Below are 20,985 nucleotides of genomic sequence, written 5' to 3'. Positions count from 1 at the left end.
CCACCCTGCCGACAGTGCCCGCCACCCCGGCATGGGTGCGATCGATGATGGTAAACGTTGCCGTACGCGGGCTCCCCGCGTACGGCAATTCCGTATGTCATTGAAGGCAGGGCTTACATGCTCAACCGTTACCCCCTGTGGAAGTATCTACTGATACTGGTCGTCCTGATCGTTGGCCTTATCTACTCGCTTCCCAATCTTTTTCCCGCCGACCCCGCCATTCAGGTCAGTAACGCCCAGGGCGACGCCGTGAGCGAACGCGATATCAACCGCGTGCGCGACGCGCTCGACGAAGACGGCATCGCGGTCACCCAGGTCGAGCAGGAGAACGGCCAGTGGCTGATTCGCCTGGCAAGCGACGACGACCAGCTCGATGCCCGCGACGTGGCCGCCAACGTGCTCGGCCCGAACGCCACCGTAGCGCTGAACCTGGCCGAAGCGACGCCGGGCTGGCTGGAAGCGTTTTCCGCCTCGCCGATGACCCTCGGCCTCGATCTTCGCGGCGGTGTGCACTTTCTGCTCGAAGTGGACATGGACGCGGCGATCACCCAGCGGCTGGAAGTCAACGCCAGCGCCATGCGCGAACTTCTGCGCGGCGAGCGCATTCGCTATCGCAATACCGAGATCGAGGGCCAAACGCTTTCACTCGATTTCGCCAATAGCGAGGACCGTGACGCGGCGCGGCGCCTGATCAGCCGTGATTTCCCGGACTTCGACTACGCAAGCGAAGGCAGCGGCCGCTCGGCGAGTCTGGTGATGACCCTCAGCGACCAGGTCGTGAGCGAAATCCAGGACTACGCCATCAACCAGAACCTGACGACGCTGCGTAACCGGGTCAACGAGCTGGGCGTGGCGGAGCCGATGGTTCAGCGCCAGGGGCCGAACCAGATCGTAGTGGAGCTGCCCGGCATTCAGGATACTGTGGCCGCCAAGCGTATCGTCGGCGCCACCGCGAATCTGGAGTTTCGCCTGGAAGCACGCAACGACACGCCGGATCAGGAAACCGAGAGCCACGTATTCCGCAACCAGGCGGGGCGCAATGCCGTGCTGATGCGTGATGTGATCATCACCGGCGACAGCGTCTCGAGCGCGAGCAACAGCTTCGATGAAAACGGCCGCCCCCAGGTCAACATCAACCTGGACGGCACCGGCGGCACGCTGATGAACCGCGCCACGCGCACCAACATCGGGCGCAACATGGCGGTGCTGTTCATCGAGCACAAGAGCGAAGACACGGTGGTCACCGACCCGGAAACCGGCGAAGAGACCATCGAGCGCGAGCCCTACGTGGAGCGCGGCATCATCAGCCTCGCCACCATCCAGAGCGCGCTGGGCAACAGCTTCCGCATCACCGGGCTGGACTCCCCGACAGAAGCCGCGGAACTTGCGCTGCTGCTGCGCTCGGGCTCGCTCGCCGCGCCCATCTACTTCGTTCAGGAGCGCACCATTGGGCCAAGCCTGGGCGCCGAGAACATCGAGCGCGGGCTTCTGTCGGTGCAAATCGGCCTCTTGCTGGTGGTGCTGTTCATGCTCGCTCGCTACAAGGTGTTCGGCGTGTTCGCCACCGTGGCACTGGGCTTGAACCTGACACTGCTGGTCGCGGTGATGTCGATGCTGGGTGCAACGCTCACCCTGCCGGGTATCGCCGGTATCGTATTGACGCTCGGCATGGCGGTGGACGCCAACGTGCTGATCTTCGAGCGCATACGTGAGGAGCTGAGAAACGGGCTGTCGATCCAGCAGGCGATCAACGCCGGCTACGAGCGCGCCTTTACCTCGATCGTCGATGCCAACATCACCACGCTGCTGGTGGCGGTGATTCTGTTCTCGATCGGCACCGGGCCGGTGAAAGGCTTCGCCGTGACGCTCTCGATCGGCATTTTGACGTCGATGTTCACCGCGCTGATGGTGACGCGCGCCATGGTCAACCTGACCTACGGCAGCAAACCCGTCAAAAAGCTCTGGATCTGACGCCATGAATACTCTTCAGATGCCTGCGCTTCGCCCCGACTTCAAGAGGTGGTCATGAAACCCCTGACGCATTTATACATCGACTTCATGGGGCGGCGTAAGCTGGCGTTCATCGCCTCCGCCGTCATGCTGGTCGTGTCGATTATCGCCATTGCCGTGTTCTCGCTGAACCTCGGGCTCGACTTCACCGGCGGCACGCTCATCGAGGTGCGCTACGGCGCGGCTCCCTCGCTTGACGCCGTGCGTCAGCTGCTCGAATCCAGTGGTTTTCAGGATGTCTCGGTGCAGACTTTTGGCGCCTCCACCGAGGTGCTGATTCGCCTGCAGCAGGCGTTTGACCCGGAAGTAGGCACCACCGTGGTGAATCTGCTGCGCGAAAACGGCGAAAGCGTCGATCTGATTCGCGCCGAGTTCGTCGGCGCCCAGGTGGGCGATCAACTACGCGATCAGAGCGGCATGGGCCTGATGGTCGCGCTCGGCGTGGTCATGCTGTATGTGGCGCTGCGCTTTCAGTACAAGTTCGCCATCGGGGCGCTTTTGGCGCTGATTCACGACGTCATCATCGTGATCGGCGTGTTCGCGCTGTTCCAGCTCGACTTCGACCTGACCGTGCTGGCAGCGATCCTGGCGGTCATCGGCTACTCGCTCAACGACACCATCGTGGTCTACGACCGCATCCGCGAGTCGATTCGTACCTCACGCATCGACGACATGCCGCAGATCTTCAACGAAGCGATCAACGCCACCCTGTCGCGCACGCTGGCAACCTCAGGTACCACCATGCTGGTGCTGGTGGCGCTGCTGGTGCTCGGCGGCGACATGATTCAGAACTTCGCCATCGCACTGTTGGTCGGCATCGGCGTGGGCACCTTCTCCTCGATCTACATCTCGGGTGCGCTGCTGCTGCCCTTGAAGCTCTCGCGGGAAGATTTGATTCCCACAAAAAAGGCGACCGACGAAGAGGAAGAGGAGCTGCCGTAACGGCGCTTTTCGCCCCCTCGCTCTCGACAAAAAAGCCCCTGCCGTGAACCCGGCAGGGGCTTTTATCGTTCACGATTCACAACTTACGATTCACGAATCACGAATCACCCACCGTCAAACGTGCGGCGCGAGCTGCTTGATCAGCGCCTTGTAAAGGCGCGGGCCGGCGGCCATGAGCTGCCCTTCGGGCTTGATCGCGGGCTGGCCTTGCAGGGTGCCGGTCAGAGCGCCGGCTTCTTTCAGCAGCAGCGAGCCGACGTGCAGGTCCTGCTCTTCGAGGCCCAGCACGAAGACGCTGTCGACGCGCCCGCAGGCGAGTTCGCAGATATCCAGCAGGCCGCTGCCGGTGGCGATCAGGGTATCGGTTTGCGGGGCGATGTGTTGAATGACGCTGAGATAGGCGGGCAGGTGCTTGTCGCGCAGCCAGGCGGGCGGCAGGCTCATCGCCATACGGGTACCGGCAAGCGCGGTGGCTTTGCTCACGCGCATGCGTTTGTCGTTGTGCTGGGCGCCGCCGCCGCGGCTGACGATGTACTCGTCGTCGCCGAAGGGCGCGATGATGACGGCGTGCTCGGGCCGCCCCTTGATCAGACACACCACCGTGAGTGCAAAGCCTTTACCCGCTACGGCGACGTTGGAGTAGCCGTGAAGCGGTTCAATCTTCCAGAGGGTCTCGGCGCCGTCGCCTTCGCCGGCTTTATGGGCGGTGTAGCGCCCGGTGATGCCATGCTGGGGATAGCCGCGCTCGAGCTGGTGCACGATCGTGGCTTCTGCCTTGCGCGCGGCGTCGTCGAGAATGCGCTCGAGGCTGGCTTCTTCGTGAGCGTTTTCGATGCGCTCACGAACGCGAAGAAATTGTTCGGCGGCGCTGCGCGCGGCGCGCAGCGCAAACTGGACCACTGGAGTCATGATCAAACCTTGTCACGGTGATGTTAAAGAACGGTGGGCCGCCCGGAGAGCGTCAGGTAAACGGAGGGTGGGCGAACCTTTGGCGCGCAATTCTAACAGAGCCCCCTCGGGCTTGCTATCGACTCATGCTAAACTGCGCCTTTTCATCACCACCGAGCCTTGTCATGCTTGAGCGCATCCGCATCGTGCTTATCGGCACCAGTCACCCCGGCAACATCGGCGCCGTTGCCCGCGCCATGCACAACATGGGCCTTGGCGATCTTCGCCTGGTCGCGCCGCGCTGCGAGGTGATCACCCAGGAGAGCATCTCGCGGGCCTCCGGTGCGGATCACTTGCTGCACCAGGCCCGGGTGGTCGACACGCTGGAAGAGGCGGTGGCGGATACCACCCTGGCCGTGGGCGCCAGCGCCCGCTCACGCGCGCTGCCCTGGCCGATGCTGGCCCCGCGCGAGCTCGGCGGCCGGCTTGCCAACGAGTGCCGGGCCGACAACGCCCGGGTGGCGCTGGTGTTTGGCCGCGAGGACAGCGGGCTGACCAACGCCGAGCTTCAGCGCTGCCACGCCCACGTGCACATCCCCACCAACAGTGATTTCAGCTCGCTGAACCTGGCCGCGGCGGTGCAGGTCGTCGCCTACGAGTGCCGCCTGGCCTGGCTCGATAGCCAGAGCGCGCCCGCCGAGCCAGAAGGCGACGACGAGCTCGCGACCCACGAGGAGCTCGAGCGTTACTTCGAGCATCTGGAGCGCACCCTGATCGCGATCGACTTTCACGACCCGGATAAACCCCGCCAGCTGATGGCCCGGCTCAGAAGGCTCTATCTGCGCGCGCGGGTGGAAAAAATGGAAATGAGCATTTTGCGCGGCGTGCTCACCGCCACGGAAAAAGCGGCGGTTGACAAAGCGCTGGACTGGAAGCGGACTTGAATCCCGGGGCGGCAGCCCCCACAACGCTACTCTCCCCCACCGCCTGCGTTCGATGACCCATCGAGGCGCGGCGCTGTCGCCCAAACGAAGGACCTTTCATGTTTGAACGCTTGCGTGAAGATATCAACAGCGTGTTCGACCGCGACCCCGCGGCGCGCAACTTCCTCGAAGTGCTGACCAACTACCCGGGACTTCACGCACTGCTTTTGCATCGCGGCGCCCACTGGCTGTGGAAGAAGAACCTCAAGTGGCTGGCGCGCAGCATCTCCACCTTCGGGCGCTGGCTGACCGGCATCGAGATCCACCCGGGCGCGACCATCGGGCGGCGCTTTTTCATCGACCACGGCATGGGCGTGGTGATCGGTGAAACCGCGCTGGTCGGCGATAACGTCACCCTGTACCAGGGCGTGACCCTGGGCGGCACCAGCTGGAACAAGGGCAAGCGCCATCCGACCTTGGGCGACGGCGTGATCGTCGGCGCCGGCGCCAAGATTCTCGGCCCCTTCACCGTGGGCGCCGGGGCCAAGATCGGCTCCAACGCGGTGGTCACCAAGGAGGTGCCCGCTGGCGCCACGGTGGTCGGCATCCCCGGCAAAATCGTCAAGCGCCCGGAGCCGGACGTCGAAGCCGCGCTCGAGGTCGATCCGGCCCGGCGCGAGGCGATCTGCCAGAAATTCGGCTTCGACGCCTACGGCGTCAGCCAGGACATGCCCGATCCGGTCGCGCGCTCGATGCAGGCGATGCTCGATCATATGCACGCCGTCGACGGGCGGCTTGAGCGCATGTGCGCCACTTTGCGAAAGCTCGACGCCGGCTACCGTGAAGGCCAGTTGCCCGAGCTCAACAGCGAGGATTTCGCCGGGCTTCTCGACGAGCGCGACACCGGCTGTGACGGCGTGAGCCCCGAGCCGCAAAAGCCCGCCCCACGCGTCGAGCCCGCCGATACCGAGCAGCCCAAACGCTGAGCCGGGTGCCTGCTGTCGGCTCGCCGCGTAATAGTTGACCAAAGTACTCGGGATTTCCCATAATGGGGCCACACTTTCGTCAATGCGCCCAAGGTTGGCACCGGGATACCCTATGCGTTTGACCACCAAAGGCCGTTACGCCGTTACGGCAATGCTCGATCTGGCGCTGCACGCCGAGCAGGGCCCGACGTGTCTGGGCGATATTTCCAAACGTCAGGAGATTTCGCTTTCGTATCTGGAGCAGCTCTTTGCACGGCTTCGCCGGGCGGGGCTGATCAAGAGCGTGCGCGGCCCCGGCGGCGGCTATCTGCTCGCGCGCGAGCTCGACGCCATCAGCGTCGCCCAGGTGATCGACGCGGTGGACGAGCGCGTCGATGCCACGCGCTGTCAGGGCATGTCGGATTGCCAACAGGGCGATATATGCTTGACTCACTATCTATGGTGCGAGCTTTCCAGCCAGATTCGTCGGTTTCTCGATGATGTAACGCTTGCAGAGCTCGCCAAGCGCCCGGACGTGCTGCACACCGCAAGCCGTCAGCGCCACCGGGTCGATGCGAGCATTCTCGCCTCGTCTCAATGACTGCCCTTTCAACGCTGAATCAGCCGCTGGACACCATGCCGACACCGACCGCTCCCCCGCTCCCCGTATACCTGGATTACGCCGCCACCACGCCGGTGGATGAGCGCGTGGCTCGGGTCATGCAGCGCTACCTGACGGTGGATCAGCTCTTCGCCAACCCGGCGTCGCGCAGCCACATGCTCGGCTGGCAGGCGGAGCAGGCGGTCGAGCAGGCGCGCCGCCAGGTGGCCGACACCATCGGCGCCGACCCGCGGGAGATCGTCTGGACCAGCGGCGCCACCGAGGCCGACAACCTGGCGCTGACCGGCTTCATGCGCGCCAACCGCGAACGCGGCATGCACCTGGTGACCTCGATCATCGAGCACAAGGCCGTCGTGGACACCGCCAAAGCGCTCGAAAGCGAAGGCTTCGAGGTGACCTGGCTCACCCCGGGGCGCGACGGTCGCATCAGCCCCGCACAGCTTGAAAGCGCGCTACGCGACGACACCACGCTGGTTTCGCTGATGGCGGTGAACAACGAGCTGGGCACGGTCAATGATCTCAAGGCGCTGGCGGACACCGCCCACGCCTTCGGCGCGGCGTTTCACACCGACGCCGCCCAGGCGGTGGGTCGCATCGCGCTCGACGTTGCCGCCCAGCAGGTCGATCTGATGTCGCTCTCCGCCCACAAGGCTTATGGGCCGAAAGGTGTGGGCGCGCTCTACGTGAAACGCCACCCGGATATTCGGGTCGAAGCACTCATTCACGGCGGCGGCCACGAGCGCGGTATGCGCTCAGGCACGCTGCCCACGCACCAGATCGCCGGGATGGGCGAGGCGTTCGCGATGATGGGCGAGCACAGCGGCCCGGATCAAGCGCGTATCGCCGAACTGAGCGCGCGCTTTCTGGCCGGGCTCGACGAGGTGGGTGGCATTCACGTCAACTCGCCCGCCGAGCACGGCGTACCCAACATCGTCAACGTGGCCTTCGAAGGCGTGGATAGCGAGGCGCTGCTGATGGCGCTGCGCGACCTGGCGGTCTCGACCGGGTCGGCGTGCAATTCGGCAAGCGTGGAGCCCTCTTATGTACTGCTCGGAGTGGGTACCCCGCGCGAGCTCGCCCACGCGTCGCTTCGCTTCAGCTTTGGCCGCTTTACCACCGACCATGACATCGATCATGCGCTGGATCTGATCCACCATGCCGTGAGCGGCCTGCGCGCGCCGGCCGCCGCCCACTGAGCCGGTCAGATTCGACTTCAAAAGGAACATGTAATGGCAACACTCACGATCACGCCCAACGCCGCCCAACAGATTCGCCACGTGCTGGACGAGCGAGGTCAGGGCCTTGGCCTTCGCGTTGCGGTCAAGCCGAGCGGCTGCTCGGGCTACAGCTACGTGCTCGACTTCGCCGATGAAGCAAAGGCCGACGAAGTGCGCTTTGAAGAGCACGGCGCCTGCGTCTACGTCGACCCCGAGGCGCTGGCGATGCTCGACGGCAGCGAAGTCGACTACGTCAGCGAAGGGCTCAATCGCTACTTTCGCTTCAACAACCCCAACGTCAAGGACGAGTGCGGCTGCGGCGAGAGCTTCACGGTTTAGTCGAATCGGTATTCATCCCCGCTGGGAGGCGCTATAATCGCGCCCACTCGGCCGGGGGTCCCGCCGGCCAAGAGCGATCCTCAAGTGTGCCGCTTCCAAAGAAGCGGCCCTTTCTGTTTTAGCCCTCAAGGAGATTCCCATGGCGACTGAACGCACTCTTTCCATCATTAAGCCCGACGCCGTTGCCAAGAATGCGATCGGTGAGATCATCGCGCGTTTCGAAAAGGCCGGTCTCAAGGTCGTTGCCGCCAAAATGCTGCACCTCTCCGAGGAGAAAGCCGGCGGTTTCTACGCCGAGCACAAGGAGCGTCCCTTCTTCAAGGACCTGGTCGGCTTCATGACCTCCGGCCCGGTCGTCGTTCAGGTTCTCGAAGGTGAAGGCGCGATCGCCAAAAACCGCGACCTGATGGGCGCGACCAACCCGAAAGAAGCCGAAGCCGGCACCATCCGCGCCGACTTCGCCGAAACCATCGACGCCAACGCCGTTCACGGCTCCGACTCCGCCGAGAGCGCCGAGCGCGAAATCGCTTACTTCTTCGGCAACGACGAGATCTGCCCGCGCTAAGCGCGCCGTCTCGAACCGCGTTGCTGGCCACTTTCGCGGGGGTTCGCCCCCGCCCTTTCCAAGCGCCGAGCCATGACGACCACCACCGTAGCCCAACACACGCCGAGCGCGCACGCCGCCTCCCACTCAACCGCTGATACCGCACCGGCACTGACCAATCTGCTGGGGCTTTCCCGCGCGCAGATGGAGGCGTTCTTTCTCTCCATTGGCGAGAAGAAGTTCCGTGCCGCCCAGCTGATGAAGTGGATCCACCAGGAGGGCATCGATGACTTCACCGCGATGACCAACCTCTCCAAGGCGCTGCGTGAGAAGCTCGGCCAGGTGGCGGAAATTCGCGGGCCGCGCGTGGTGTACGAAGGCACCTCCAGTGACGGCACGCGCAAGTGGGTGCTCGAGGTGGAAGACGGCAGCTACGTGGAAACGGTCCTGATCCCGGCGGAAAACGGCAAGCGGCGCACGCTCTGCGTGTCATCGCAAGTGGGCTGCTCGCTGGATTGCAGCTTCTGCTCCACCGGCAAGCAGGGCTTTCAGCGCAACCTCACCGCCGCCGAGATCATCGGCCAGGTGTGGGTCGCGCAAAGAAGCGTCGGCCCGCGCCGCGACACCGCCAATCGCCCGGTCACCAACGTGGTGATGATGGGCATGGGTGAGCCGCTTTTGAACTTCGACAACGTCGTGCCGGCGATGAAGCTGATGCTCGACGACAGCGGTTACGGTCTCTCCAAGCGTCGCGTGACGCTCTCGACCTCCGGCGTGGTGCCGATGCTCGACAAACTCGGCGACGAGATCGACGTAAGCCTTGCGATTTCGCTGCACGCCGCGACCGACGAGCTTCGAAACGAGCTGGTGCCGATCAACCGCAAGTACAACATCCGCGCGCTGCTGGATGCCTGCCACCGGTATCTGGCCAAGGCGCCGGAGAACCGCCAGGTCACCATCGAGTACACGCTGATCAAGGATGTCAACGATCAGCAGGAGCACGCCGAACAGCTCGCCGAGCTGCTCAAGGAGCTGGCCTGCAAGATCAACCTGATTCCGTTCAACCCGTTCCCCAATTCCGGCTACGAAAAGCCGTCACGCAATCAGGTGATGCGCTTTCAGCAGTGGCTTTACGATCTGGGCTACAACGCCACCGTTCGCATGACGCGCGGCGACGATATCGACGCCGCCTGCGGGCAGCTGGTGGGTCGGGTCAAGGACCGCACCAAGCGCAGCGCGCGCTACATCCAGTCGGTCCAGCTCGACGCCGACTAACGCGCCTTGACTTCCACCCGACACAGCGCTTTGATGAACCCTGGTTTTTACCGGCATACTGTTCACCGACATTTGATTGATTGACATACCGTTCATCGACATACCGTTTACCGGTGCGCGGTGTGCAATACCCGGCAGCGCCGACTCATACGGCGGATGAACACTCATTCACGAGGGCGATAATGATTGGCTACGCCAGGCGCACCACCGCTTTTCGAGTACCGCTTTTGTCCCTGCTATTGGGCAGCGTGATGCTCGCCGGGTGCGCTACCCAAAGCACTTCGCCCTCGCCGTCGACCGGGGAAAGCGCCGCCGATGCCTACAGCCAGCTCGGGGTGGCGTACCTCGAGCGCGGCAATCTGGCGCGCGCGCTCAATGCGCTGGACCGCGCCATCGAGATCGACCCGCGCCACGCCGAGGCGCTCCAGGGCATGGCGCTGGTCTATCAACAGCAGGGCGAAAATCAGCTCGCCCAGCGCTACTTTCAACAGGCGGTCAGCGCCGAGCCGAACTTTACCCGCGCGCGTAACAACTACGCCGCGTTTTTATACCAGCAGGCCCGGTTCAGCGAGGCCTGCGAACAGTTGGAAATCGCGTCTCAGGACGCGCAGTATGCCAATCGCGCCCAGCTTTTCACCAACCTGGGGCAGTGTTACATGGCGCTCGACGATGTCGAGCGCGCACGCGAGCGTTTCGCCCGCGCCCAAAGTATCGACCCGCGGAGTCCGCGCGGGTATTTAATGTTAGCCGAACTGGAAGCTTCTCAGGGTAATTTCGACCGCGCCTGGGCGCCGCTGCAAAGTTATCTGCAGCTGGCAGGTCCCGACCCGCAGGCGCTAAGGCTCGCCGCTTCGGTCGCCCGCGAGCGCGGCGATGAAAGCGCCGCCGCCGAGTATCAGCGCCAGTCGATGGCCGCGTCCGCGCCCTGACCACCTAATTATTGAAGGATGCTCAGCCATGAGCGACATGCACTTACACGAGAATACCGCCACCGCTACCGCCTCGCCGGGCGAGCTTTTGAACCACCAGCGCGAGCAGCTGGGTGTACCGCTGGCCGAAGCCGCCCAGGCGCTCAATCTGCGCCCCGCCGTGGTCGATGGCCTGGAGCGCGACCAGTACGACGAAATCCCCGTCGCCGCCTATCGTCGCGGCTACCTGCGCGCTTACGCCCGATACCTCGGTATGGACGAGCAGGCGGTGCTCGACGCTTACAAGGCGCGCTTCGGTACCGCCGAGGCCGAGCGTAAGGTCACGCCGGTCACCACGTCCCGCCCGCCTTCGAAGGTCGGCGCCTGGCTTTTCAAACTCGTCACCCTGCTGGTCGTGGTCGGGCTGATCGGTGTCACGGTGATGTGGTGGCAAAGCCGCGGCGGCAGCGAGCCGCCGAGCATGGGCGCCGCCCCCACTGCCGAGGAGCAGAGCGAGCTCGCGGCGTCTAACCCGGACGCCACCCCGGCGCTGCCGAATACGCCGACCGCCGCGCCCAGCGAAGCGCCGAGCGCCGCCGGGCAAGCCCCGAACGCCGGCGCAAACGCGCAAGACGAAAACGAAGCGCCGGTTAGCGAGCCCGACCCGGTCGTCTCCGATGAGGCCATCGCCGCCGCCCAGTCGCTCGTTGATGCACTGGCCGCGGCGGACGTCGACCCCAACACCCTGGAGCTGACCTTCTCGGAGCAGTCCTGGACCGAAATTTTCGATGCCACCAATCAGCGCGTATTCGTGGGCCTGCAAACCCCGGGCACCACGGCCACGGTTGAGGGCCAGCCGCCCTTTCGACTCACCATCGGTAACGCCACCGGCGTAGAGCTGATCTACCAGGGCGGCGTCGTCGACCTGGCGGCTCGCGCCGGTGCCAACAACGTTGCCCGCTTTACTCTGGGAGAGTGATCCGTCCTATGCACGCCCCTTCTCCAATCAAGCGCCGTCCGTCTCGCCAGATTCACGTTGGCAAGGTCGCCGTCGGCGGCGATGCACCCATCGCGGTACAGAGCATGACCAACACCAACACGCTGGACGTCGACGCCACCGTCGGCCAGATCCAGCAGTTGGAAAAGGCCGGTGCCGACATCGTGCGCGTCTCCGTGCCGGACATGGACGCCGCCGAGGCGTTCGGGCGCATCAAGGCCCGCGTCGACGTGCCGCTGGTGGCGGACATCCACTTCGACTACAAGATCGCCCTGCGAGTGGCGGAGCTCGGCGTCGACTGCCTGCGCATCAACCCGGGCAACATCGGTCGCGAGGACCGCGTCAAGGCGGTGGTCAACGCCGCCCGCGACCACGGCATTCCGATTCGCATCGGCGTCAACGCCGGCTCCCTCGAGAAAGACCTGCAGAAGAAGTACGGCGAGCCGACCCCGGCGGCGCTGGTGGAATCCGCCATGCGCCATATCGACTACCTCGACCGACTCGATTTCCAGGAGTTCAAGGTCAGCGTCAAGGCCTCGGACGTGTTCATGGCGGTCGCTGCCTACCGCGATCTCGCCGCCCGCATCGAGCAGCCGCTGCATCTGGGGATCACCGAAGCCGGCGGGCTGCGCTCGGGCACGGTAAAATCCTCGATTGGCCTCGGAATGCTGTTGATGGACGGCATCGGCGATACCATTCGCGTGTCGCTCGCCGCCGACCCGGTGGAAGAGATCAAGGTCGGTTTCGACATGCTCAAGAGCCTGAAGCTGCGCGCCAAGGGCATCAACTTCATCGCCTGCCCGAGCTGCTCGCGCCAGAATTTCGACGTCATCGACACCATGAACCAGCTCGAGGAGCGTCTGGAAGACGTCATGACGCCGCTGGACGTCTCGGTGATCGGCTGCGTGGTCAACGGCCCCGGTGAAGCCAAGGAGACCGATATCGGCCTGACCGGCGGGTCGCCAGCGAACCTGGTCTACATCGACGGCAAGCCCGCGAGCAAGCTGCGCAACGACCATCTGGTCGACGACCTCGAAGCCCTGATCCGCGAGAAGGTGCGCCTTAAACAGCAGCAGCAGGACGCCGTTATCACCAAAAGCGTGTAACGCGCGCAAGGCGGGGCGCCTGGCGTCCCGTGCTGACAAGGAGTTTTCATTGAGCAAGTCCGGTAGTAAAAAGATCCAGGCGATTCGCGGCATGAACGACCTGCTGCCCGGCGAAAGCCCGCGCTGGCAGTTTTTCGAAGAGAAAGTGCGCGCACTGATGCAGCGCTACGCCTTCGACGAGATTCGTATGCCCATCGTCGAGCAGACCGCGCTGTTCGCTCGCTCCATCGGCGAAGTGACCGACATCGTCGAAAAGGAAATGTATACCTTCGAGGACAGAAACGGCGACAGCCTCACCCTCCGCCCGGAAGGCACCGCGAGCTGCGTGCGCGCGGCCATGGAGCACGGCCTTCTGTACAACCAGACCCAGCGGCTCTGGTACCAGGGGCCGATGTTTCGCCACGAGCGCCCGCAGAAAGGCCGCTACCGCCAGTTCCATCAGGTGGGTGTCGAAGCCTACGGCTTCGAAGGCCCGGACATCGACGCCGAGCTGATCCTGCTCACCGCTCGGCTCTGGAAAGAGCTTGGGCTTTACGAGCACGTCACCCTCGAGCTCAACTCGTTGGGTTCGCTCGAGGCGCGCGCCGCCTACCGCGACACCCTGGTAGCCTACTTCAACGAGCACAAGGCGCTGCTCGACGAGGATTCGCTGCGCCGCCTCGAGAGCAACCCGCTGCGCATTCTGGATTCCAAGAACCCGGCGATGGCCGAGATGCTCGACGCCGCGCCGCAGCTTCTGGATCATCTGGACGAGACCTCCATCGAGCACTTCGCGTCGCTGAAAGCGATGCTCGAGGCCGCCGGTATCGACTACGTGGTCAACCCGCGCCTGGTTCGCGGGCTCGACTACTACTCGCGCACGGTGTTCGAGTGGACCACCACGGCGCTTGGTAGCCAGGGCACGGTGTGCGCCGGCGGGCGCTACGACGGCCTGGTCGAGCAGCTCGGCGGCAAGCCCACCCCGGCGGTGGGCTTCGCCATGGGCATCGAGCGGCTGATTCTGCTGCTCGAAACTCTCGAACTCGTCCCCGATGAGGCACTTGGCGGAAGCGACGTCTACCTCATGGCGCTGGACGATAGCGCCACTACCGCCGCGCTGACCCTTGCCGAAACGCTGCGCGGCGAGCTGCCTACGCTCAAGCTTGCGCTTCACTGCGGTGGCGGCAGCTTCAAGAGCCGGATGAAAAAAGCCGACAAGAGCACGGCGTGCCTGGCGCTGCTGCTCGGCGAAGACGAAGTGGCCAACCAGACGGTCACGATCAAGTTCCTGCGCGACGCGCGCGAGCAGCAAACCGTCGAGCAGCGTGCGCTACCTGCCACGCTCGACGCGCTGCTCGACGGCTGATTCGACGCCCTCGAATCGACAACCCGAACAAGGAGACCGCCCGTGGCGGAGCTGAGAAGCGAAGAAGAACAGCTTGATGTGATCAAGCGCTGGTGGAAAGAGAACGGTACCTCGCTGATCGCGGGGGCGGTGATCGCCGCGGCGGGCGTATTTGGCTGGCACGCCTGGCAGAACTACCAGGAGGGACAGTCCGCGGCGGCGTCGGCCCGCTACCAGCAGCTGGTCACCATCAGCGCCGCGCCGGAGCAGAGCGCCGAGCAGTTCCAGACCGCGCAGCGGCTGGTCAACGAGATCAACGACGACTACGGCAGCACGCTCTACGCCGAGCTTGCGCTTTTGATCGAGGCGCGCCTGGCCGTGGATCAAAGCGATCTGGACGCCGCGCGCGAGGCGCTGGAGCGCGCCGTCGACGGCGCCTCCCACGACTACCTGCAGAGCCTTGCAAGGCTGCGCCTGGCGCGCGTCGAAATCGCCCAGGGCAACCCGGAGCAGGCGATTACGCTACTCGACGAGCCGATGGCCGACTCCCTCGCCGCCCAGCGCCTTGACGCTCGCGGCGACGCTTTCGCCGCGCTGGGCGATACCCAGGGCGCGCGCGAGGCCTGGCAACAAGCGCTGGCTGCCGACGAGCAGAACCAGTCGCTTTACGGCATACAGTTCAAGTTAGACGACCTTGGCGCCGAGGAGGCGACCTCCTGATGACGACCAGACTCCTGAACTCCCGTTCCATGAAAACGGCGCTCGGCGCCGCGGCCATCGCGCTTCTGGCCGGCTGTGCCAGCAAAAGCGAGCCTACCCACGTGCCCACGCCGCTGACCAGCTTCAACGAGACCACCACGGTGTCGAGCGCCTGGCACCAGAACGTCGGTGATGGGCTGGGCCGCGCCCGCTACCCCATCGAGCCCGCGCGTGAAGGCAACACCGTGTTCGCCGCCGACGCCCAGGGCGTGGTGATGGCGTTCAACGCGCAAAACGGCAACCGCCAGTGGCGCATCGACCTCGACACGCCGCTGTCGAGCGCGCTCAACGCCATCGCCGGCCAGCTCTATCTCGGCACGCGCAACGGCGAAGTCATCTCGATCGATCAAAGCGATGGCAGCGTCAACTGGCGCTCGCGGGTTTCCAGCGAAGTACTGGCGGCTCCGCAGGCCAACCAGCAGCTTCTCATCGTGCAAAGCGTCGATGGCCAGGTCACCGCGCTCGACCGGGCCACCGGCGCCGAGCGCTGGATCTATACCAGCTCCCAGCCGGCGCTGACGCTTCGCGGCACCGGCACCCCCATGGTCATCGACCCGGTCACCTTCGTCGGCCAGGCCAACGGCCGCCTGACCACGCTGGATAACCGCAGCGGCCAGCCGCTGTGGGAGCAGCAGATCGCCACCCCGCGCGGGCGCAGCGAAGTCGAACGGCTCGTCGATCTCGCCGGCCAGCCGGTGCTGAGCCCGGACGGTCGCCTGTTCGTGACCAGCTATAACGGCCGCGTCGTGGCGCTCGAAGCGACCCAAGGCGGCGTGCTGTGGGAAACCAATCTTTCCAGCCGCCATACGCCGGTGCTGGTCGGCAACGCTCTGTTCGTCGTCACCGACGACAGTCAAGTCGTGGCGCTGGACGCGGGCAGCGGCCAGGAAATCTGGCGCAACGCCGCACTCGAAGATCGCAAGCTGACCGCGCCGGCCTTCGCCAACGGCCGCCTGGCCGTGGGCGACTTCGAAGGCTACGTGCACCTGATCGACGCTCGCGAAGGCAACATCGTCGGCCGCACCCGGGTCCATAAATCCGGCATAAGCCTGCGCCCGGTCAGCGAAGGCAGCACGCTTCATGTACAGGCCAACAACGGCCGGCTGCAAACGTTGGAAATCGCTCCATGACACCCGTCATTGCATTGGTCGGTCGGCCCAACGTGGGCAAATCGACGCTGTTCAACCGCCTGACGCGTTCCCGCGACGCGCTGGTGGCCGACTTTCCCGGTCTGACCCGCGATCGCAAGTACGGTAACGGCCTGCTGGGTAACAAGACCTACACGGTCATCGACACCGGCGGCATCAGCGGCGACGAGGAAGGCATCGACGCGGCGATGGCCGAGCAGTCGCTCGCCGCCATCGACGAAGCCGACATCGTGCTGTTTCTGGTCGACGCCCGCGCCGGGCTCAACGTCGCCGACGAGGCGATCGCCAACCACCTGCGGGTCAACCAGAAAAAGACCTGGCTTGTAGTCAACAAGACCGACGGGCTCGAAGAGCACTCGGCGATGGGTGACTTCTGGGGGTTGGGCCTCGGCGATCCCTGGCCGATCGCCGCCGCCCATGGGCGCAACGTTTCCCAGCTGATCGACACCGTGCTCGAGCCCTTTCCCGAGCGCGACGCCGACATCCCCGCCGACACTGGCAGCAAGGGGATTCGCATCGGCGTCATCGGCCGCCCCAACGTGGGTAAATCCACCCTGGTCAACCGGCTGCTCGGCGAAGAGCGCGTGGTGGTGTTCGACGAAGCCGGCACCACCCGCGACGCCATCGAGATTCCTTTCGAGCGCCGCGGCAAGCCGTTCGTACTGGTCGACACCGCCGGTGTGCGCCGGCGCAAGAACGTCAGCCTGATCGCCGAGAAGTTCTCGATCATCAAGACGCTGGAGGCGATCAAGGAGTGCCACGTCGCCATCATGGTGCTGGATGCTCGAAGCGGGCTGGTCGAGCAAGATTTGCACCTTCTGGACTACGTGCTGACTACCGGCCGGGCGCTGGTGCTGGCGGTCAACAAGTGGGACGGGCTGGAGCACGAGGCGCGCGAGAAGATGCGCAGCCAGATCAAGCGCCGGCTGGGCTTTGCCGACTACGCCGAGATGCACTTCATCTCGGCGCTGCACGGCACCGCGGTGGGCGATCTTTACCCCTCGATCGAGCGCGCGTTCGAGGCCGCCAACGCCCACTGGTCGACCAACCGCCTGACGACGCTGTTGCAGGACGCGGTGAGCCAGCACCCGCCGCCCATGGTCCACGGCCGGCGCATCAAGCTGCGCATGGCCCACCAGGGCGGCAGCAACCCGCCGATCATCGTGGTTCACGGCAACCAGACGAGCTCGCTGCCGGAAGCCTACCGGCGCTACTTGACCAACACCTTCCGCAAGGTGCTCAAGGTGCGCGGCACGCCGATGCGCTTCGAGTTCCGCTCCGGCGACAACCCCTTCGATCAGATGGCCGGCGCCAGCGACAAGGAGAAGGCCAAAAAGCGCGAGCTCAACCGCACCAAAGAGGCGCGCCAGAAGCGCCGCTGATTGGAAGCCGTATACCCGCTCGAACAGCGCCCGCCTCGTCACGAGACGGGCGTTTTTTATGGTGCCTGCTCAACCCCGGCAGCGCTTTGCGCTGCATCGCTGGCTAACGCCTGCTCCTACAGCCCTCATCCATGATGCGGTGCGTTTCGAATAAGATTGACAAAAACCGGCGCCCTACCTCAAATAACCCGGGTTGATCCACTTCTACTCGCCCTTCACAGGAGGGACGTCATGTCGTATTTCGTGCGCCGCTTTCGCTGGCTGACCCTTTTCAGCGTGGCCGCCCTGCTCACCGGCTGCATGACCATGCCGCAAACCGCTTTCAACGCCTTTCGCCTGTCGGTGACCTCCGCGACGGTCGAAAACGTCCGGGTCGGCTCCTATGACCTGAATAGCGGATTCGACGCGGCCGGCCTGCCCAACATGCTGGCCTCGAGCCTGCGCTCGGGCAGCCTGCCGATTCAGGCCACTCTCGCACTCGGGCTGGACCTGCCTCGGGGGATGCCGGCGGTGAACATGGCGGGCTTCAACTGGGCAGTGGACATGCCCGGGGCAGACCCGGTCACCGGGCGCTACGGTGAAACCGTGTCGCTAACGCCGGGGGCGGGGCCGAACCTTCGTCTGCCGCTATCCCTGGATGTTCTCGCCACCGACCCCCAGCGCCTGCGCCCGATGATCGACCTGGCCCGACAGCTTGCCGAGCGGGGCGCGCTGCCCCAGGGCAGCGAGCTTGCGATCACGCCGGGAAGCCTGAGCGGGCTGGGCGTGACCCTCCCCGCCGGGGTGCTGACGCCGACACTGCGGTTCAACGTCGGCCCCGACGGCCAACTCACTCAGACACGCTAACTCAGCGGCGCGGCGGCCCCAAACGTGCGGTCTGGCGGATTCGCTGCCCGCATTTGCCCGCGCGCTGCGTTATGATAAAACTACTCGAAACGGATCGTTCCGAAACGGATCTTTCATTTTCATACGGCTTTTTTCGCCGACAAGGATTTTTTATGCGCTGGCTTCGTCCTTTTGCCGTTACCACACTGTGCGTCTCGCTCGCCGCCTGTAGCACTTCCCCCACCGGTCGCTCGCAGCTGTTACTGTTGTCGGACGCCGAGCTGAATCAGATGGGTCAGCAGGCGTTTGCCCAGTATCAGCAGGACGTGCCGATGGGTGATCAGGCGAGCCTGCGCTACGTGCAGTGCATCACCAACGCCATCGTCGACGTGCTGCCGGAGCGCCAGCGCAGCATGGATTGGCAGGTGCGCGTATTCGAATCCGAGCAGCCCAACGCCTTCGCCCTGCCCGGTGGCTACATGGGCGTGAACACCGGCATGCTCGATATCGCCACCAACCAGGACCAGCTCGCCTCGGTCGTGGGCCACGAAATCGGCCACGTGCTGGCCAACCACGCCAACGAGCGCGCCTCGACCCAAAGCGCCACCTCGCTTGGGCTATCGGTGATCTCCGGCGCTGCGGGGCAATCCGCCGGCGGCCAGCAGCTCATGGGCGTGCTGGGCATGGGCGCGCAGTACGGCATCGCGCTGCCCTTTTCGCGCCGTCACGAAAGCGAAGCTGACACCATCGGCCAGAACCTGATGGCCCAGGCAGGCTTCGACCCGCGCGAAAGCGTCACGCTTTGGGAAAACATGCAGGCGGCGTCCAGCGGCGGTGCGCCGCCGGCGTGGATGTCCACCCACCCAAGTCAGGGTCAGCGTATCGAAGGGCTTCAGGCCACCATGGGCCAGGCCATGGCAAGCTATGAGCAGGCCCGGAGCCAGGGCCGCGCGCCCAACTGCCCGCGCCCTTAAGTGGAGCGAGTCCGGCCGCATGCCGGACTCAACGGGTGAGCGTTTCGCGCAGCAGCGCGCGCACCGGCACCGTTTCCGGGCGCACGTTACGCCAGAGAAAAAACGCCTCCGCCGCCTGCTCGACCAGCATTCCCAGGCCGTCCACCGTGGCGGCCTTTTGCGTTTTCGCCCACTGCAGAAATACCGTGGGCTCAACACCGTACATCATGTCGTAGGCGACGCCCCCGGGGGTAAAAAGTCCTTCGGGCAGCGGCGGAAGCTCGCCGGAAAGGCTCGCGCTGGTCGCATTGATCACCAGATCGAAGGTCCCCTCCAAAGCGTCGTAACTGCCCCCGCGCACCGCGCCCACGTCCGCGAAATCCCGCGCCAGCGCTTCGGCTTTGGCACCGGTGCGATTGATGATCAAAAGCTCATCGGGGCGCTCTGCCAATAAAGGCGCGAGCGCACCGCGCACCGCGCCGCCGGCCCCCAACACCAGCACGCGCTTGCCGGCGAGGGCGACATCGTGCGCGGTCAAATCACGTAGCAGGCCGATACCGTCGGTGTTATCGCCGTAAATGCGGCCGTTCTGGCCATTGATCAGTGTGTTCACCGCGCCGGCGCGCCGGGCGCGCTCGCTCAGGGTGTCGCAAAGTGCAAAGGCTTCCTGCTTGAAAGGCACGGTGACGTTGGCGCCGCGCCCGCCGCTTTCGCAAAACGCACGCCAGGCCGCCTCGAAACCATCGAGCGGCGCGAGCTCTGCGGTGTACTCCAGCAGCTGGCCGGTCTGCGCGGCGAACGCCTGGTGGATCAGCGGTGATTTGGAGTGCGCGACCGGGTTGCCCAGTACGCAGTAACGCTCGCTCATGGGGTTACTCCCAGCTTGTCGGCCTCGGCCAGCCAGTCGCGGGGGACGAGGTAGTCATCGAGATGCGCCTCGGGGCTGCCCGCCCCGGGCGTATAGCCGTACTCCCAGCGCGCCAATGGCGGCATCGACATCAGAATGGATTCGGTACGCCCACCGCTTTGCAGGCCGAACAGCGTACCGCGATCCCACACCAGGTTGAACTCGACATAGCGCCCGCGCCGGTAGAGCTGGAAGTCGCGCTCGCGCTCACCCCAGGGCGTATCACGCCGGCGTTTGAGAATCGGAATATAAGCATCCAGAAAGCTGTCGCCCACCGCACGCTGCAGCGCGAAGGCGGTGGCGAAGTCCGGCTCGTTCAGATCATCGAAGAAGAGCCCGCCCACGCCGCGGGTTTCGTCGCGGTGTTTCAGGTAGAAGTACTCGTCGCACCAGGCCTTGTAGCGCGGGTAGACGTCGTCGCCGAAGGACGCGCAGGCATCGCGCACCACGCGATGCCAGTGCACCACGTCCTCGAACACCGGATAGTAGGGCGTAAGGTCAATGCCACCGCCGAACCACCATACCGGCGGCTCACCCTCTTTCTCGGCGATGAAAAAGCGCACGTTGCCGTGGCTCGTGGGCACGTGGGGGTTTTCCGGGTGCAGCACCCAGGAGACACCCACGGCGTGAAAGCTGCGCCCGGCAAGCTCCGGGCGCGAGGCGGTGGCCGACGGCGGCAGCGTTTCACCATACACATGGGAGTAGTTGACCCCGCCCTTCTCGAACAGCGCGCCGTTTTCGATCACTCGCGAGCGCCCGCCGCCACCGGCCTCGCGCTCCCAGCTCTCTTCGCGAAACGTGCCGCGGCCATCCTCGGCGGCCAGCGCCTCGCAGAGCCGCTCCTGAAGGTGTTGCAGGTACTGTTTGACGTCATCAAGGTGCTCGTGAGCCACGGTCTCTCCAGGGCAGTGTTCGGGTTGATGCGCGGGCGGGCGCATGAAGACGTTCATG

At 64.8% G+C, this 20,985-nt stretch carries 21 protein-coding genes; 18 read left to right on the top strand and 3 right to left on the bottom strand.

All coding sequences use genetic code 11. The features are described from left to right. The first annotated feature begins 117 nt into the window (after positions 1-117). Positions 118-1,971, top strand: coding sequence for a protein translocase subunit SecD (gene secD, locus ACGK9R_RS15750; protein ID WP_394583015.1), 1,854 nt, complete (start codon positions 118-120; stop codon positions 1,969-1,971). A 54-nt stretch (positions 1,972-2,025) separates the two neighbouring features. Then, positions 2,026-2,952, top strand: coding sequence for a protein translocase subunit SecF (gene secF / locus ACGK9R_RS15745; protein ID WP_394583014.1), 927 nt, complete (start codon positions 2,026-2,028; stop codon positions 2,950-2,952). A gap of 114 nt (positions 2,953-3,066) precedes the next feature. Here the strand turns inward: secF and ACGK9R_RS15740 are convergent, their stop codons facing one another. Further along, complete coding sequence (locus ACGK9R_RS15740; protein WP_394583012.1) at positions 3,067-3,861, bottom strand: inositol monophosphatase family protein; 795 nt, start codon at positions 3,859-3,861, stop codon at positions 3,067-3,069. Positions 3,862-4,025: 164 nt separating this feature from the next. On the opposite strand from ACGK9R_RS15740, the gene ACGK9R_RS15735 reads away from it, so the two are divergent. The 16 genes from ACGK9R_RS15735 (at position 4,026) to ACGK9R_RS15660 (ending at position 19,148) form a co-directional block, all read left to right on the top strand. Next, on the top strand, positions 4,026-4,784 hold the full coding sequence (locus ACGK9R_RS15735; RefSeq protein WP_394583010.1) for an RNA methyltransferase: 759 nt from the start codon (positions 4,026-4,028) through the stop codon (positions 4,782-4,784). 98 nt (positions 4,785-4,882) lie between these two features. Continuing rightward, positions 4,883-5,749 carry a serine O-acetyltransferase gene (cysE, locus tag ACGK9R_RS15730; RefSeq protein WP_394583008.1) on the top strand — a complete coding sequence of 289 codons (867 nt, stop codon included), beginning with the start codon at positions 4,883-4,885 and terminating at the stop codon, positions 5,747-5,749. Between the two features lie 112 nt (positions 5,750-5,861). Continuing rightward, positions 5,862-6,329, top strand: a complete 468-nt coding sequence (gene iscR, locus ACGK9R_RS15725; protein WP_394583006.1) for a Fe-S cluster assembly transcriptional regulator IscR — start codon at positions 5,862-5,864, stop codon at positions 6,327-6,329. A 35-nt stretch (positions 6,330-6,364) separates the two neighbouring features. Further along, on the top strand, positions 6,365-7,546 hold the full coding sequence (locus tag ACGK9R_RS15720) for an aminotransferase class V-fold PLP-dependent enzyme (protein ID WP_394583038.1): 1,182 nt from the start codon (positions 6,365-6,367) through the stop codon (positions 7,544-7,546). Between the two features lie 33 nt (positions 7,547-7,579). Beyond that, positions 7,580-7,906, top strand: a complete 327-nt coding sequence (locus ACGK9R_RS15715) for a HesB/IscA family protein (RefSeq protein ID WP_394583004.1) — start codon at positions 7,580-7,582, stop codon at positions 7,904-7,906. Positions 7,907-8,045: 139 nt separating this feature from the next. Further along, positions 8,046-8,471 (top strand): nucleoside-diphosphate kinase, encoded by a 426-nt coding sequence (gene ndk, locus ACGK9R_RS15710; protein WP_394583002.1) that lies wholly within the window; start codon positions 8,046-8,048, stop codon positions 8,469-8,471. A 72-nt stretch (positions 8,472-8,543) separates the two neighbouring features. Continuing rightward, positions 8,544-9,725, top strand: a complete 1,182-nt coding sequence (gene rlmN / locus ACGK9R_RS15705; RefSeq protein WP_394583000.1) for a 23S rRNA (adenine(2503)-C(2))-methyltransferase RlmN — start codon at positions 8,544-8,546, stop codon at positions 9,723-9,725. A gap of 182 nt (positions 9,726-9,907) precedes the next feature. After that, positions 9,908-10,654: a type IV pilus biogenesis/stability protein PilW gene (pilW, locus tag ACGK9R_RS15700; protein WP_394582998.1), complete on the top strand. Its 747-nt coding sequence runs from the start codon at positions 9,908-9,910 to the stop codon at positions 10,652-10,654. Positions 10,655-10,682: 28 nt separating this feature from the next. Beyond that, positions 10,683-11,612, top strand: coding sequence for a RodZ domain-containing protein (locus ACGK9R_RS15695; RefSeq protein WP_394582996.1), 930 nt, complete (start codon positions 10,683-10,685; stop codon positions 11,610-11,612). A gap of 8 nt (positions 11,613-11,620) precedes the next feature. Next, positions 11,621-12,736 carry a flavodoxin-dependent (E)-4-hydroxy-3-methylbut-2-enyl-diphosphate synthase gene (ispG, locus tag ACGK9R_RS15690; protein WP_394582994.1) on the top strand — a complete coding sequence of 372 codons (1,116 nt, stop codon included), beginning with the start codon at positions 11,621-11,623 and terminating at the stop codon, positions 12,734-12,736. 49 nt (positions 12,737-12,785) lie between these two features. After that, on the top strand, positions 12,786-14,081 hold the full coding sequence (hisS, locus tag ACGK9R_RS15685; protein WP_394582992.1) for a histidine--tRNA ligase: 1,296 nt from the start codon (positions 12,786-12,788) through the stop codon (positions 14,079-14,081). 42 nt (positions 14,082-14,123) lie between these two features. Beyond that, on the top strand, positions 14,124-14,780 hold the full coding sequence (locus ACGK9R_RS15680; RefSeq protein ID WP_394582990.1) for a YfgM family protein: 657 nt from the start codon (positions 14,124-14,126) through the stop codon (positions 14,778-14,780). Then, positions 14,780-15,949, top strand: coding sequence for an outer membrane protein assembly factor BamB (gene bamB / locus ACGK9R_RS15675; protein WP_394582989.1), 1,170 nt, complete (start codon positions 14,780-14,782; stop codon positions 15,947-15,949). The genes ACGK9R_RS15680 and bamB overlap by 1 nt, the downstream gene beginning before the upstream one ends. Next, positions 15,946-17,349 (top strand): ribosome biogenesis GTPase Der, encoded by a 1,404-nt coding sequence (gene der / locus ACGK9R_RS15670; protein WP_394582987.1) that lies wholly within the window; start codon positions 15,946-15,948, stop codon positions 17,347-17,349. Before bamB ends, der begins: the two co-directional genes overlap by 4 nt. Before the next feature lie 231 nt (positions 17,350-17,580). After that, complete coding sequence (locus tag ACGK9R_RS15665; RefSeq protein WP_394582985.1) at positions 17,581-18,195, top strand: hypothetical protein; 615 nt, start codon at positions 17,581-17,583, stop codon at positions 18,193-18,195. A 152-nt stretch (positions 18,196-18,347) separates the two neighbouring features. Next, positions 18,348-19,148, top strand: coding sequence for a M48 family metallopeptidase (locus ACGK9R_RS15660; protein WP_394582984.1), 801 nt, complete (start codon positions 18,348-18,350; stop codon positions 19,146-19,148). 28 nt (positions 19,149-19,176) lie between these two features. Here the strand turns inward: ACGK9R_RS15660 and aroE are convergent, their stop codons facing one another. Together aroE and hemF are read right to left on the bottom strand one after the other, a co-directional pair. Beyond that, complete coding sequence (gene aroE, locus ACGK9R_RS15655) at positions 19,177-19,995, bottom strand: shikimate dehydrogenase (RefSeq protein WP_394582982.1); 819 nt, start codon at positions 19,993-19,995, stop codon at positions 19,177-19,179. Continuing rightward, the gene (hemF, locus tag ACGK9R_RS15650; RefSeq protein WP_394582980.1) at positions 19,992-20,927 is read right to left on the bottom strand and encodes an oxygen-dependent coproporphyrinogen oxidase; all 936 of its coding nucleotides are present in this window, start codon (positions 20,925-20,927) and stop codon (positions 19,992-19,994) included. Before hemF ends, aroE begins: the two co-directional genes overlap by 4 nt. Positions 20,928-20,985 lie beyond the last annotated feature (58 nt).

The organism is Halomonas sp. HNIBRBA4712 (assembly GCF_043558675.1).
Classification (GTDB): domain Bacteria; phylum Pseudomonadota; class Gammaproteobacteria; order Pseudomonadales; family Halomonadaceae; genus Vreelandella.
The sequence above is the reverse complement of the archived record's forward strand: the minus strand, read 5'-3'. Positions and strand labels throughout refer to the sequence as shown.